This is a genomic window from Clostridium sp. 'deep sea', from assembly GCF_014931565.1.
Taxonomy (GTDB): domain Bacteria; phylum Bacillota; class UBA994; order PWPR01; family PWPR01.
On record NZ_CP063353.1, the window covers coordinates 379,655 to 394,868 of the forward strand.

At 33.4% G+C, this 15,214-nt stretch carries 14 protein-coding genes; all 14 read left to right on the forward strand.

Translation table 11 applies throughout. The features are described 5' to 3' along the window. The first annotated feature begins 84 nt into the window (after window positions 1-84). The 14 genes from cdd (at window position 85) to IMX26_RS01850 (ending at window position 15,203) form a co-directional block, all read left to right on the forward strand. Complete coding sequence (cdd, locus tag IMX26_RS01785; RefSeq protein WP_195160010.1) at window positions 85-480, forward strand: cytidine deaminase; 396 nt, start codon at window positions 85-87, stop codon at window positions 478-480. Further along, complete coding sequence (gene era, locus IMX26_RS01790) at window positions 480-1,370, forward strand: GTPase Era (RefSeq protein ID WP_195160011.1); 891 nt, start codon at window positions 480-482, stop codon at window positions 1,368-1,370. Before cdd ends, era begins: the two co-directional genes overlap by 1 nt. A 4-nt stretch (window positions 1,371-1,374) precedes the next feature. Further along, on the forward strand, window positions 1,375-2,016 hold the full coding sequence (gene deoC, locus IMX26_RS01795; RefSeq protein WP_195160012.1) for a deoxyribose-phosphate aldolase: 642 nt from the start codon (window positions 1,375-1,377) through the stop codon (window positions 2,014-2,016). A gap of 7 nt (window positions 2,017-2,023) precedes the next feature. Beyond that, complete coding sequence (gene recO, locus IMX26_RS01800; protein WP_195160013.1) at window positions 2,024-2,767, forward strand: DNA repair protein RecO; 744 nt, start codon at window positions 2,024-2,026, stop codon at window positions 2,765-2,767. Between the two features lie 12 nt (window positions 2,768-2,779). Beyond that, window positions 2,780-3,178: a DUF4342 domain-containing protein gene (locus IMX26_RS01805; RefSeq protein WP_195160014.1), complete on the forward strand. Its 399-nt coding sequence runs from the start codon at window positions 2,780-2,782 to the stop codon at window positions 3,176-3,178. Between the two features lie 332 nt (window positions 3,179-3,510). Then, on the forward strand, window positions 3,511-4,116 hold the full coding sequence (locus IMX26_RS01810) for a helix-turn-helix transcriptional regulator (protein ID WP_347707905.1): 606 nt from the start codon (window positions 3,511-3,513) through the stop codon (window positions 4,114-4,116). A gap of 14 nt (window positions 4,117-4,130) precedes the next feature. Then, window positions 4,131-4,934, forward strand: a complete 804-nt coding sequence (locus IMX26_RS01815) for a pyruvate, water dikinase regulatory protein (protein WP_195160015.1) — start codon at window positions 4,131-4,133, stop codon at window positions 4,932-4,934. 191 nt (window positions 4,935-5,125) lie between these two features. Beyond that, window positions 5,126-6,133 carry a deoxyguanosinetriphosphate triphosphohydrolase gene (locus IMX26_RS01820; protein WP_195160016.1) on the forward strand — a complete coding sequence of 336 codons (1,008 nt, stop codon included), beginning with the start codon at window positions 5,126-5,128 and terminating at the stop codon, window positions 6,131-6,133. Window positions 6,134-6,166: 33 nt separating this feature from the next. Beyond that, complete coding sequence (gene dnaG / locus IMX26_RS01825) at window positions 6,167-7,942, forward strand: DNA primase (protein WP_195160017.1); 1,776 nt, start codon at window positions 6,167-6,169, stop codon at window positions 7,940-7,942. Between the two features lie 19 nt (window positions 7,943-7,961). Further along, a complete protein-coding gene (rpoD, locus tag IMX26_RS01830; RefSeq protein WP_195160018.1) occupies window positions 7,962-9,047 on the forward strand; it encodes an RNA polymerase sigma factor RpoD in 1,086 nt (361 codons plus the stop codon). 212 nt (window positions 9,048-9,259) lie between these two features. After that, window positions 9,260-10,333, forward strand: a complete 1,074-nt coding sequence (gene carA, locus IMX26_RS01835) for a glutamine-hydrolyzing carbamoyl-phosphate synthase small subunit (RefSeq protein WP_195160019.1) — start codon at window positions 9,260-9,262, stop codon at window positions 10,331-10,333. Between the two features lie 11 nt (window positions 10,334-10,344). Continuing rightward, window positions 10,345-13,545: a carbamoyl-phosphate synthase large subunit gene (carB, locus tag IMX26_RS01840; protein ID WP_195160020.1), complete on the forward strand. Its 3,201-nt coding sequence runs from the start codon at window positions 10,345-10,347 to the stop codon at window positions 13,543-13,545. Between the two features lie 147 nt (window positions 13,546-13,692). Then, window positions 13,693-14,388: a class I SAM-dependent methyltransferase gene (locus IMX26_RS01845; protein ID WP_279324880.1), complete on the forward strand. Its 696-nt coding sequence runs from the start codon at window positions 13,693-13,695 to the stop codon at window positions 14,386-14,388. A gap of 104 nt (window positions 14,389-14,492) precedes the next feature. Beyond that, window positions 14,493-15,203, forward strand: coding sequence for a C4-type zinc ribbon domain-containing protein (locus IMX26_RS01850; RefSeq protein ID WP_195160022.1), 711 nt, complete (start codon window positions 14,493-14,495; stop codon window positions 15,201-15,203). Window positions 15,204-15,214: the final 11 nt, after the last annotated feature.

Sequence of the window (15,214 nt, forward strand, 5' to 3'; positions counted from 1 at the left end):
AGCAAATAGATATTGAACTTAGTGTTTAAGGTTTAATTACTCTATTATTAAAAATAATTAACAGTATGAAGCAGGAGGGTTTTTATGAATGAGAGGTTGTTTAATGCCGCTAAACAGGCATTAGAAAAAGCATATTGCCCATACTCAAAGTATCAGGTAGGGGCTGCGTTGTTAACTGATACTGGAGAGATATTTAGTGGCTGTAATATTGAAAACGCCTCGTATGGTTTAACAGTTTGTGCGGAAAGAGTAGCGTTGTTTAAGGCTAAAAGTGAAGGATATACCAATATAAAAGAACTTGTTGTAATGATTAAAGGGGATGTTTTGCCTTCTCCATGTGGAGCCTGCCGACAAGTTATTGTGGAGTTAGCCCCAAACGCAAAAATTGTTTTAGCAACAAATACAGGAAAATATGAAATAAAAACAGTAGATGAACTGCTACCCTTCTCTTTTAATAAAAGCAGTTTAAGTGAGGTATAATGAACAAAAAAAAATCGGGATTTGTAGCTGTAGTAGGTAGACCCAATGTTGGTAAATCAACTTTTTTAAACAAAGTTATGGGACAAAAGGTATTAATAGAGTCATCTAGGCCTCAGGCTACGCGTAATAAGATAAGTTGTATTTATAATGATGATAAAGGGCAGATAGTATTTTTAGATACCCCAGGTATTCATAAACCACATCATAAATTAGGGCAGGTATTAGTTGACCATGCAAAAGGTAGTTTAAAGGGTGTAGATGTTGTATTATTTATGGTAGAGCCAGATGAAGAAATTGGTATAGGTGATAAGTATATTGCCAACGTATTAAAAGATATTTCTATACCAATAATACTCTGCGTAAATAAAATTGACTCGATAAATAGTACAAAAATAATACCCCTGCTAAATGAGTGGAAAAATATTTTAGATTATACTGAAATAATACCAATTTCAGCAAAAAACGGTGAGGGTGTTAATAAAGTAATTGAACTAGTATATAGCTTTTTATCTGAAGGACCACAGTACTATCCTGATGATATGTTAACAGACAAATCCGAAAAGTTCATTATTGCTGAAATGATTAGAGAGAAAGTATTTAATAAAACCAAAGAAGAAGTACCCTATTCAGTTGCGGTTGATATTAGATCCTTTACAGAAAAAAATGGTAGACTGTATATAGCTGCTGACATTATTGTAGAACGTAATTCACAAAAGGGAATTATTATCGGTAAACAGGCCTCCATGATTAAAAGAATAAAACTGGAGGCAAGGAAAGACATAGAGAGATTTATGGGTTATAAAGCTGATTTAGAATTACATGTAAGACATAAAAAGGATTGGCGAAATAAGAATAATATATTAAGAGATTTAGGTTACAGTAAGGAGTAAACTTATGAAATTAAACAATTTTATTGATCACACTTTTTTAAAAGCTACAGGCACAAAAGATGTAATTAAGAACTTATGTGAAGAGGCAAAGCAATATAAGTTTAAGGCTGTATGTGTTAATCCAATGTGGGTAAAATATGCTTCTGAGTTGCTTAATAATACCGATGTTGAAGTGGCTACAGTGATTGGTTTTCCGTTAGGTGCTACTACAACTGCTGCTAAAGTGGCTGAAACAAAACAGGCAATAGCAGATGGTGCTACAGAGATAGATGTAGTATTAAGTATTGGGAAACTCTTAGATGGTGATTTTGATCACGTGAAACAGGATTTAACTGAAGTCGTTAAAGCATCAGCTTCATATCCAGTAAAGGTAATTATTGAGGCAGCATTGTTAAATAAAGATCAAAAAATTAAAGCTTGTGAATTATCTAAAGAGGCTGGAGCAGCTTATGTTAAAACATCTACAGGGTTCTCAACTGGTGGAGCAACTGTAGAAGATGTTGCTTTAATGAGAAAAGTGGTTGGTGCAAGCTTAGGTGTTAAAGCCTCTGGTGGGGTTCGTAATGTAGAGCAAGCTAAACAGATGATAAAAGCTGGAGCTACAAGAATAGGAACTAGCTCAGGCATAAAAATGGTAACAGAATAAGCATATTGTGAATAATTTAAAAGCAATAGTGCTAAAAGCTGAAAAACGAAATGAGCATGATTATTTACTAGTTTGTTTAACTGAAGAGCTTGGTAAAATTTATGTATTAGCACCAAGAGGAGCAATTAAAAATAATCCTCTAAAATCATACTGCCAAGTTCTTTGTAATGGACTTATTAATGTAAGAAAGTGTAAATACTCTGATAACCTTTATTATTTAAATCAAGCAGAGATATTAAATAACTATAAGCTAATAAAGCAAAATGAGCTAAAACTAGCCTCTGCAGGCTACCTAACAAATACTATTGCAGACTTAGTTGATATAACCGAAAAAGATAACTTTAGTTTTTATTTGTTAACCGGATTTTTAAACGCCTTAAACTTACTTAAAACAGATAATGAGATTAATTTTTTACATTGTTATATTCTTATAAAAGTTATAGAACATCATGGAATAGCATGTAATCCAAAATACTGTGGTAATTGTGGTGATAAATTATTTAACAAAAATATTTATTTAAGTGCAGATAAAGGGTTATTTTTATGTGATAAATGTAAAACTAGTAATAGTAAACTTATACAGAATGATTTTAGCACTATTTGGAGTAACCTTGCTAATATTAACTTGGCTCAAAACAAATGGTTTGATATTCCAAAAAACTTTATAATTGATCTTGAATACTACTTAAAAATTTTAATTGGAAAAGAGCAAAATGGGGCTACCTATTTAAAATTGATAAGGGGATATTAACTGGAGGTAATAATGACTAATTTAACACTCGATAAAATTGATTTAGTTAGAGAAAGAACTGGGGCTTCTTATCAGCAGGCTGTAGAATTACTTACTGAGAATGAAGGAAATGTGATAGAAGCAATTATTTCGTACGAAAATAGCAACCTCACTGAAGATAAAATAAATAACAATTTTAGTAAAAAAATTGAAAACATTGAGGTGTCTGGTGGTAAGCTAGTAGAAAAAGTTAAAAGCCTACTTCACGAAGGTAATGTTACCAGAATATCTATTAAAAAAGACGATGAAATTGTATTAAATATTCCAGTTAACTTTGGTATAGCTGCCGTTGTGTTAGCTCCATTTTTATCTGTATTGGCTGGCATTGCAGCTGTAGCAACATCATGTACAATAATAATTGAAAGAAAATAAAAAAGGGTCGATGACCCTTTTTTATTTTGGGGTGGGCTTACTTCGTATCGCGGTTTGGATATTTCACTTTATGAAATATGGTTTGGGTTCACTACGTTCACGGTTTGGGCTAGCGCGGATAATGCGATGCTTTAGCGAGCATATGTTTCCGTGAGCAGAATGCGAACCCACCCCGTAATTCATTTATGAATTACCCAAACCGCGAAGTCAAAGACGAGCCCAACGCTGTTCCGCAGGAACACTTACATTAAAACTATATTTTTGCTATTATATAAACTGTAATGTCATACTAGGGGGAGATAAAAATAGAGCTATCAGATCGACAAAAAACAATAATTTCTATTGTAAAGAGAAATGGCCCAATAAAGGGTGAAGATATTGCCGATAATTTAGACTTATCTAGAGCTGCATTGCGTGCTGATTTAGCTATTTTAACTATGACAGGTTATTTAGAAGCTAGACCACGCGTGGGTTATATGTATTCGGGTAAAACTGTTAACTCACTTATTGCAGATAGAGTTAAACAAACTAAGGTTGGTGAAATTAAGTCTGTACCTGTTGTTGTAAATAGTAATCAAAGTATTTATGACGCAGTGGTAACAATATTTTTAGAGGATGTAGGAACGTTATTTGTAATTAATAATGATGGATTCCTAGAGGGTGTTGTTTCACGAAAAGACTTACTTAAATCTATGCTTGGTAATTCAAATTTAGATAAAATCCCTATAAGTATAATTATGACAAGAATGCCCAATGTTCATGTTACAACAGAAACAGAATCTGTTTGGGAGGCTGCACGTAAAATTACAGAATATGAAATAGATAGTCTTCCTGTTATACGTGAAGTGGAAAATGATTTATATAAAAGCTATAAAGTAATAGGTAGAATTTCTAAAACAACTATTACAAAACTCTTTGTAGAATTAGGTTGCAGGTAATGAAAGGAGTAGTTATGACCAATACATGTGTTATCTATGTGTTATCTGATTCAATTGGTGAAACTGGCGAACGAGTTTTAAGGGCTGCTGGTAGCCAATTTGATGGTTATGACATAGTTTTTCGCCGATTTCCTTATGTAACAGGAGAAGGCGTATTAAGACAAATTTTAAATGAAGCAGCAATAGAGGCGGACATTGTGGCTTATACGTTAGTAGTTCCTGGTTTATCACATTTCTTAGAGCAGTATTCTAAAGATAAAAAGTATAAAACTATTGACATTTTGGGTCCTGTAATACATACTATAAACTCTGTTGTAGGATGGGAACCCAAAAATGAACCTGGTTTGTTACATGCACTTGATGAAGAGTACTATAGACAGGTAGAGGCCGTGGAATTTGCTGTTAAATATGATGATGGAAAAGATCCAAGAGGTCTATTAAGTGCAGATATAATTCTAATTGGAGTATCCAGAACATCAAAAACACCTTTAAGCATGTATTTGGCACATAGAGGGTACCGAGTAGCCAATGTTCCTTTAATGCCTGAAGTTGAGCCTCCAGAAGAACTTTTTGCAGTTGATAAACGCAAGGTTATAGGTTTAATGATAAAACCTCAGGTGCTAACAGAAATAAGATGTGAGAGGTTAAAGGCTTTAGGTTTAGGACGGGGTGCTAGTTATGCAGATGATAATAGAATTAGAAATGAACTTGACTATGCTAAAGTTATAATGCAAAACATAGGATGCCCTGTAATTGATGTTACTCATAAGGCTGTAGAAGAAACAGCAAGTATTATTATGGAATTGTATAAAATATAAATAAATTTTAATGATTTAATTCATTTTTTTAATTAATAATGTTAACTCTGTTAACTTTTACAAGAGTGCTTCTATTAGCATTCTTGTTTTGTTGTTTAATGTTCTAAAAAAAGAAATTTGGGTTTAGGAAGGAAAAACACAGTGTTTGTTGTATATAAACATAATACATAATAATGTTAGGTGGGATTATTATGTCTATACGACAAGACTACGAAAAAAGAGAACTGAATAACTTATCACCACAAGCATGTGCAGCTATTCATAGCCGAGGACGACGTTTTCCTGAAGAACAATGTGAAATTCGAACCTGTTTTCAAAGAGATAGGGATAGAATTTTGCATAGCAAGTCTTTTAGAAGACTAAAACATAAAACTCAGGTATTTATTTCACCAACTGGTGATCATTACAGAACTCGTTTAACACATACTTTAGAGGTTTCCCAAATTGCTAGAACTATAGGTAGAGCACTTAACTTAAACGAGGATTTAATTGAGGCTATTGCTTTAGGCCATGATTTAGGCCACACACCATTTGGACATGCTGGTGAGGAAGTTTTAAGTAGTATAATGCCTTGTGGTTTTAACCATAATGAACAGAGTTTACGTGTAATAGATGTTTTATCTGGTGGTAAGGGTTTAAACTGTACGTATGAAGTTAGGGATGGTATTTTAAACCATACTGGCCCTGTAAAACCTTTTACCCTAGAGGGTCAAATTGTTAAAATTGCTGATAGGATTGCCTATATTAATCATGATATAGATGATGCTATTCGGGGTGGAGTAATTACCTCAAATATGTTACCAAAAGAGCAAATTGAAATACTTGGAGATTCTCATAGCAAACGTATTAATACAATGGTAACAGATATTATTTATGCTAGTAAAAAAAGCAAAGAAATAATAATGAGTGAAAAAATTTTTAAGGCAATGGATAAACTTAGAGACTTTATGTTCGATAAAGTATATATAGGTAGCATTGCAAAAACGGAAGAGATTAAGATAAGAGAGATAATTTATAAGGTATACAATTATTATATTAGTGATACTAGTAAATTACCTTTAGAAGAACAGCAAAGGCTTTCTATAGAAAAAGACTATGTTATTGTTGGTGATTATATTAGTGGAATGACAGATAGATATATTTTAAAGCTTTATCAGCTTCTATTTTTACCGAAGCCATGGCCGATATTTTCACTATAAGTTTAGTTAATATCTTAGAAAAGATGTGAAAGAATGACCTTTGAAGGAAACGATAATGTCCAAAATGTAAGAGAGAGAGTAAATATAGTAGATATTATTTCTCGCTATGTAACTCTTGAAAAATCAGGGAAAAAATATAAAGCTTTATGTCCTTTTCATGGAGAAAAGACTCCATCTTTTTATGTTGACCCTAGTACAGGACTGTATTACTGTTTTGGATGTCAGCAGGGTGGAGATGTTTTTACCTTTTTGATGAATATTGAGGGGTGGAATTTTGTTGAAACTTTAAGGTTTTTAGCCGATGAATATAATGTTGAGTTAGTTCAAAGTAATGTTAAATATAGTAGAACAGACAAGCTATTTAAAGTTAACAATATGGTGCTTGATTTTTATATAGGTCAGCTGCAGGAATCTAATGGTAAAGTAGCCTTACAGTATTTGCAAAGAAGAGGTTTTACTCTGGATACCATAAATGAAGCACAACTAGGTTATGCTTGTAATGGTTGGGCAAACTTAGTAAATTATTTTAGACAGCAAAAAATTCCTTTAAAAATTGCCTATGAAATAGGACTGTTAAGTGTTAGTAATAATACAGCAAACAGCGAAGTAAGGTACTATGATAAGTTTAGAAATAGAATTATTTTTCCAATAAAAGACATCTTAGGTAGGATTGTTGGCTTTGGAGGTAGAACAATAGGTGATGGTCAACCTAAGTATTTAAACTCTCCTGAAACGACACTTTATCATAAGAGTAAGTCACTTTACGGCATATATAAGGCTAAGTCAAGTATAAAGGATTCAAAAGTGGCGATAATTATGGAAGGATACATTGATGTTTTAGCGGCATGGCAAGCAGGTGTAACAAATGCAATTGCTACCTTAGGAACATCATTTACAATTGAGCAAGCTAAGCTTTTAAAAAGATATGCTGAGACATGTGTGCTTTGTTACGATGGAGATAAAGCGGGATTGAAAGCAACCCAAAAGGCTGTGTCGATGTTAAGACAAGTAAACATGGATGTTAAGGTTATTTCTTTACCGGATAGTTTAGATCCTGATGACTATATTAAGAAGTATGGTGCACTAGAGTTTAAAAAACAAATAATGAATAATTCAGGAAATGCTTTTGACTTTTTAGTTATAACTGCTGAAAAGAAATATAACCTAAACAATAACGAAAGCAAACTTCAGTTTGCAGCAGAACTAGTAAGTTTAATATCTAAAGTAGAAAATCACATAGAACAAGCAGGATATATAGCTAGGTATGCAGAAAAATATAACTTGGACAAAAAAGCTTTAGAACTCGAAGTGCAACGTTATAAAAAAAACGTAGCAACTGCATATAAAAGAGATACTGTTAATACTAACAGAAATATAAATAATAACTCTCACAAGGCAGATAAAGTTCGTAATGCAGTGAACAAAAAAGAAAGGAAGTTGCTTCGGTTGTTAATAAACTCTCGTAACGAAGTGGCTGAGAATATTTTTTCTAATAGTACTCATGTGACTATTTATGGATTAATTCAAAACACTAAATGGGATACACCAAAAGACTTAGTTGCTGTATGTCAATCCGAAAAAGAAAAACAAATTCTTGCTAGTATTTTAATGATAGATGAGGATTATGAAACGGAACAAGAATTGATACAGCAATTGAGTAATTTTAAGATAGAGAGAAAAATAACAGCATTAAGAAAAAAAATAAAAGAGGTTGTAAGCATTGGTGAAGACCCAAGTGACTTATTGAAGGACTTTAGTAAACTTGAGAGAGCGCGAGCGCAGCTTTTTAAAGAAGATGATTTAGTATGATAGGAAGGGAGAGGCTATTATGAGCGGAAAGAATAAAAACGACATACGTAAAGAAACTATAAAAGAGCTTCTAGATAAAGGTCGTGAAAAAGGTAGCCTTACTTATGATGAAATTACAGATGCATTGCAAGATATTAATTTGACAGTAGATCAAATTGAAGCATTGTATGATGATATATCTGAATTAAACATCGAGTTAGTTGAGGAAGATGCAGTAGAGGAAACTCCAGATGAAAAAAAGATTATCTCTATTAAAAATGATTATCTTGCTAACATAAAAACCAATGATCCTGTAAGAATGTATTTAAAGGAAATTGGAAGAGTTCCTCTCTTAACAGCTAAAGAAGAAGTTGAGCTAGCAAAATTGATGGAAGATGGTAATTTTTCAGCGAAGAGAAAGCTAGTTGAGGCTAACTTAAGATTAGTTGTTAGTATTGCAAAAAGATATGTAGGAAGAGGCATGCAGTTTTTAGATTTAATTCAAGAAGGAAACTTGGGTTTAATGAAGGCTGTTGAGAAATTTGATTATACTAAAGGATATAAATTCAGTACTTATGCAACATGGTGGATAAGACAAGCCATAACAAGAGCTATTGCAGATCAAGCAAGAACGATAAGAATTCCAGTTCATATGGTAGAAACAATCAATAAGCTTATTCGAATTTCCAGACAACTCTTACAAGAGATTGGTAGAGACCCTACCCCTGAAGAAATTGGTAAAAAAATGGGGATACCAGAAGAGAAGGTTCACGAAATACTTAAAATTGCTCAGGAGCCTGTGTCTTTAGAAATTCCAATTGGAGAAGAGGAAGATTCTCATTTGGGAGACTTTATAGCAGATGATGATGCTATTGCTCCTGCTGATGCTGCAGCTTACGAACTATTAAAGGATCAATTAAACGAGGTTTTAGATACCCTTACGGATCGCGAGCAAAAGGTATTAAAACTAAGATTTGGTCTTATGGATGGTAGAGCTAGAACACTAGAAGAAGTTGGAAAACAATTTGGTGTTACTAGAGAGAGAATTCGCCAAATAGAAGCCAAAGCCTTAAGGAAACTGCGTCATCCAAGTAGAAGTAAACAGTTAAAAGATTTTTTAGAGTAAAAACTATTGACATTAGCCCGTTTTACAGCTATTATGCATATGACTCGTCTTTTAAATAAGCCCGAGAGGTTTGAAAAGACAAAATAAAGTCACCATATAGTCCTTTTAAAGCAATCCAGTGAGGTTGATAAGGGGTAGTTGTTAGTACGCTTATTATAAGCCCCTGTCGATCATTGGCAGGGGCTTTTTGGTATACTAGGAGGTAACTTTAAGTGAAACAAGCCAAGCTTATACTTGAAGATGGAACAATATTTTATGGAGAAAACTTTGGATTCACTGGCGATACAGATGGAGAGGTTGTTTTTAATACCTGTATGACAGGGTATCAAGAAATAATTACAGATCCCTCTTACCGCAATCAAATAGTTACATTAACATACCCTCTTATAGGCAACTATGGATTTACAGAACATGATAAAGAATCATTACAGCCTCAAATAAAAGGCTTAATAGTTAAGAAAATATGCCATGATCCTAGTAACTTTAGGTCTGAATGTGAGATTGCTGAGTACTTGCAAAAAAACGAAATAGTTGCAATTAGCAATATAGATACTAGAGCTTTAACTAAAAAATTACGCAATAAAGGTACTATGAAAGGTTTAATAACCTCAAAATCTTTAAGTAAACAAGAAATTGAAGCTGAAATAGCAAAACTAAGAATAAAGTCAAGTACTGATTTAGTAGCAGAAGTTACAACCAAGACTAAATATAAAATGGGTAGTGGTGACAAAAAAGTAGTAATACTTGATTGTGGCATGAAAAGAAATATAGCACGGTCATTAGTAGAGCGTGGCTGTGAGGTAACAGTGGTTCCTGCTCATACTACTTCCCAAGATATTCTTAATATGAACCCACACGGAATAATACTTAGTAATGGTCCTGGAGATCCAGAAGATGTACCTTACGTTATTAATACAGTAAAAGATCTCCTTGGGAAAAAACCTATATTTGGTATATGTTTAGGTCATCAAGTGTTAGGTTTAGCTTGTGGAGCAAAGACTTATAAATTGAAATTTGGTCATCGAGGCGGTAATCATCCAGTTAAAGATTTTACCAATAACAGAATATATATAACATCTCAAAATCATGGTTATGCTATTATAGATAACTCACTTAACAATACAGATTTAGAAATAACTCATGTAAACCTCACAGATAATACAGTTGAAGGAGTCAGTCATAAAATATACGAAGCTTTTTCAGTGCAATATCATCCTGAGGCAGCACCCGGACCCGAAGACTCAAAATACTTGTTTGATAAATTTGTAGCTATGTTAAAAAAATAGGGGGAAAAACTATGCCTAAAAGAGAAGATATTAAAAAAGTAATGGTAATAGGTTCAGGACCAATTATTATTGGTCAGGCAGCAGAATTTGATTATGCTGGCAGTCAGGCATGTAGAGCCTTAAAAGAAGAGGGGATAGAGGTTGTACTTGTAAACAGCAACCCTGCTACCATCATGACTGATAGTGACATGGCAGATAGGGTTTATATTGAGCCAATTTCAGTTGAATTTATTTCCCAAATATTAAAAAAAGAAAAACCTGATGGTCTGTTACCAACTTTAGGTGGTCAAATAGGCTTGAATATGGCAATTGAGCTAGCTAACTCTGGGGTATTGAATGAACTAGGAATAGAGCTCTTAGGTACTCAGTTAAATACCATAGAAAAAGCAGAAAATAGAGATTTGTTTAAGCAACTTATGGAGGAAATAGGTGAGCCTGTTTTACAGAGCAGAACAGCAGAAACAATTGAACAGGCCTTAGAGATTGCCCGGGAAATCGGTTATCCTATAATAGTTCGACCAGCTTTTACGATGGGTGGTACTGGTGGAGGAGTAGCAGAAACAGAAGACGAGCTAGAACAGATAGCCTTAAGAGGCTTTAAACATAGTAAAATAGGTCAGATTTTAGTAGAGCGCAGTGTAAAGGGTTGGAAAGAGATTGAGTATGAAGTAATAAGAGATGCCAATAGTAACTGCATTACTGTTTGCAATATGGAAAACATAGATCCAGTAGGAATACACACTGGAGACAGTATTGTAATAGCACCTAGCCAAACACTATCAGACAAAGAATATCACATGTTACGTAACGCCTCCCTAAAAATAATAAATGCACTAGGGGTTGAGGGTGGCTGTAATGTTCAATACGCCCTAGATCCCCATAGTTTGCAATACTATTTAATAGAAGTAAACCCACGGGTAAGCCGTTCTAGTGCTTTAGCCTCTAAAGCTACAGGTTACCCTATTGCAAAAGTTGCTACCAAAATAGCTTTAGGTTATAACCTTGATGAAATAGAGAACAGCATAACAAACAAGACAAAAGCCTGTTTTGAGCCTGCTCTAGACTATGTGGTAGTTAAAATACCCAGATGGCCTTTCGACAAATTTCACTATGCAAATAGGACTTTAGGTACTCAAATGAAAGCTACTGGTGAAGTTATGGCCATAGACAGAACCCTTGAATCGGCTTTGCTTAAAGCCGTAAGGTCGCTAGAAATTGGCGTGAGTGGTTTTGCCTTAAAGGAAGTTGCTGCATTGAATGATACAGAGCTTCAGGTATTATTAGTAAACCCAGATGATAGAAGATTATTTGTACTTGCTGAGTGTTTACGGAGAAATTATTCACTTGAAAGATTAAATAGATTAACTGGCATTGACTACTTGTTTTTAAGGGCTTTTAATAACATTATTAAAGCAGAACAGCAATTGCTAAGGTATGGTTTAACAACTGGTTTACTAACTGAGCTTAAACAGTTAGGATTTGCTGATAAAGAAATTGCTAAATTAAGCCATAAGAGTGAAGTTGATATTAGAGAAATGAGAAAAGAGATTGGCTTAAACTCTGTTTATAAAATGGTAGACACTTGTGCAGGTGAGTTTGAAGCAACTACTCCTTATTTTTACTCAAGTTATGATAAATATAATGAGGCACTACCAAATCAAAACAAAAAAGTAGTAGTGTTAGGATCTGGACCAATAAGAATAGGGCAAGGGATAGAGTTTGATTACTGTAGTGTGCATTCCGCATGGGCTTTAAAAGAGGCTGGTTACGAGTCATTAATTATTAATAATAACCCAGAAACAGTGAGTACAGACTTTGATACATCTGATAGACTATATTTTGAGCCTCTTACTGTAGAGGATGTGCTAAACATTATAGAGCTAGAAAAGCCAGAAGGAATTGTAGTACAGTTTGGTGGTCAAACAGCTATTAACCTAGCAAGGCCATTAGCTGAAGCAGGTGTAAAGGTTTTAGGAACCTCCGTAGATAATATTGATATCGCTGAAGATAGAGACAGATTTATCACTAAGCTAGATGAACTAAATATACCCTATCCTAAAGGTGGAACATCAAAATCGATAACTAAAGCTTTAACAATAGCTAATGAAATTGGCTACCCAGTACTAGTGAGACCATCTTATGTTTTAGGTGGAAGGGCAATGGAGGTTGTGTATAACGATAAAGATCTCAAAAAATATATGCAAACTGCCCTAGATACAGCGGAAAATCAAACCATTTTAATCGATAAATATGTGTTTGGCAAAGAGGTAGAGGTAGATGCTATTTCAGATGGTGAGACAGTAATTATACCAGGTATTATGGAGCATATAGAACGCTCTGGAGTTCATTCAGGAGATAGTATAGCGGTTTATCCAACTAGAACTATTACTGATAAAGCAATTGAGAAAATAGCAGACTATACCCTAAAGCTGGCTAAGTCACTAAATATAATTGGCTTAATGAATATTCAATACATTGTAGATGGTGAAAACGTTTATGTTATAGAGGTTAATCCACGATCAAGCCGTACCATACCATATCTTAGTAAGGTAACTGATGTTCCTATGGTAAAGCTAGCAACCTATGCTTTACTGGGTAAAAAACTAGCTGATTATGGTTATAAGAGTGGAGTTGTAAAAAATAAGAATCTCTATGCTGTAAAAGTACCAGTATTCTCTTTCTCTAAGTTAACTGAGGTAGATACTAATCTAGGTCCCGAAATGAAATCTACTGGCGAGGTATTAGGTCTTGATAAAGACTATTATAATGCCCTTTATAAAGGATTAATCGGCGCAGGCATAGATTTACCTCGCAATGGAACAATTTTAGCTACCATTGCCAATAAAGATAAAGATGAAGTAATTCCTTATATAAAGCAATTTGCAGATTTGGGCTTTAATATTGTGGCAACTAGTGGTACAGCTGTAGCACTTAAAGAGTATGGGGTTAATGTAATGCAAGTTAATAAAATTTCTGAAGGCTGGCCCCACGTTGTAGATTATATTAAAAACAATAAAATTCAAATTGTAATAAACACCTTAACCAAAGGTAAAGTATCAAGTACTGATGGCTTTAAAATACGGAGAGCTGCTTCCGAAATGGGTCTGCCTTGTTTAACATCACCAGATACAACCAAGGCAATTTTACAGGTTATGAAAAAAGTGCACAGCGAAGATATAGGAGTTATGGCATTGCAAGAATATGTATTATAAATCTTAGGATAATTTTTAACAACAGGGTCGCAAACGCAACCCTGTTGTTTATTTATGATATCTATAGTATAGTTATCCTTTGTAAGGTTAGCATTAATAATAACGTTACTGACACAAAAACTTATTTAGGATTGGTTAAGGTTTAAGATGATTAAATTATCAAAAAGGTTGCAAGCTGTCGCTAACATGATGCCAAAATGTGAAAGCATGGCAGATATATGTTCAGATCATGCTTTTTTACCTATCTACCTCGTTCAAAATAATATCTGTAAAAATGCCATAGCAGGTGACATAGCTAAAGGGCCTTGCGAACAAGGAGAACGACAGGTAAAAAAATACCAACTATCAAACAATATTGAAGTAAGATGTGGCTCAGGCCTAACGGTATTGCGAAAAAAAGAAGTTAATGGTGTTGTTATTGCTGGTGTAGGTGGTGCAACAATTATTGAAATATTTGATAATAGAAGAGAAATAGTTTCTACTTTAGATTTCTTAGTATTACAGCCTCAAAATGCCTATGGTGCTTTGCGAGAATACCTAGCTCACAATGGTTTTTCAGTTATTAATGAAAGTTTAGTTATTGAAAATGATATAGTTTATCAAATTTTACTAGTTAAAAAAGGCAAAATGAAAATTAACTCTTGGCTAGAAGCAGAATACGGTAAAATCAATATCTTAAGCAAATCAGCAGAATTACATTACCTATTAAACCTGGATTTAAAGCATTACAAAAAAGTATTAAACCAGTTAAAATCTGCAAAAACAACTACGTTATATGACAAAATATCACACATTATGGCTATAATTGAAGATATAGAAAAACTGTTAAGTGACATGAAATAATAGAATACCTAAAAATATTTTGTTATTCGTCAACTTTTTACAAATTACGCAATAAAAATGCGCTATTTTTAGTATATGCATAGAAATCTTATGGGGGTAACCATATGTATCAACAAATTCTAATATTGCATGAAGTTCAAGAGCTAGATAAACAAATAGATAGGGTAAGGAAAGATGTTGAGTTATTAAAGAATGATCCCCGGCTAAAAAAAATGAAAGAGTATCAGTGTAGTTTTGGTGAGGTTTGGGAAAACACTCATAATGAATTGATTGTAAGTAAGAAGAAACTAAAAACAGCTGAGTTAAATTTAGTTGAAGTATCTCACCATTTAGATCAAATTGAAAACAAAATTTATGACAGTAAAACAACCAGTAAAGAGTTAGAGTATATGTTAAAGGAAAAAGAAAATAATTTAGCTTTAGGAAATGAATTAGAAAATAATATAATAATACTGCTAGAGGAGATTGATCAAAAAGAAAGTCTACATATTGAGCAAAAAAATGTTTTAAGAGATATCAATAAAAAAATTGCAGAAATTGAGCAAAGTATAAAACAAGAAGAAGTAAAACATAATGAAAATATTTTGCAGTTAGAGAAGCTTAAAGCATCTAAAGTTGTAGAGTTAAATGATAAATTAAAAAAAGAATATAAAAATAAAAGAAAAAAACTAAAAAATGAAATTGTAAGTATAGTAATGGAAAACCAAGTATGTGGTGGTTGCCATATTAAAATATCCAATAATATTAATAAAAAAGTAGTTGGCAAAAAGGTAGTTAGATGTGAAGGCTGTGGCCGGTATTTAATTACTATGTAATGGCTCCCGTA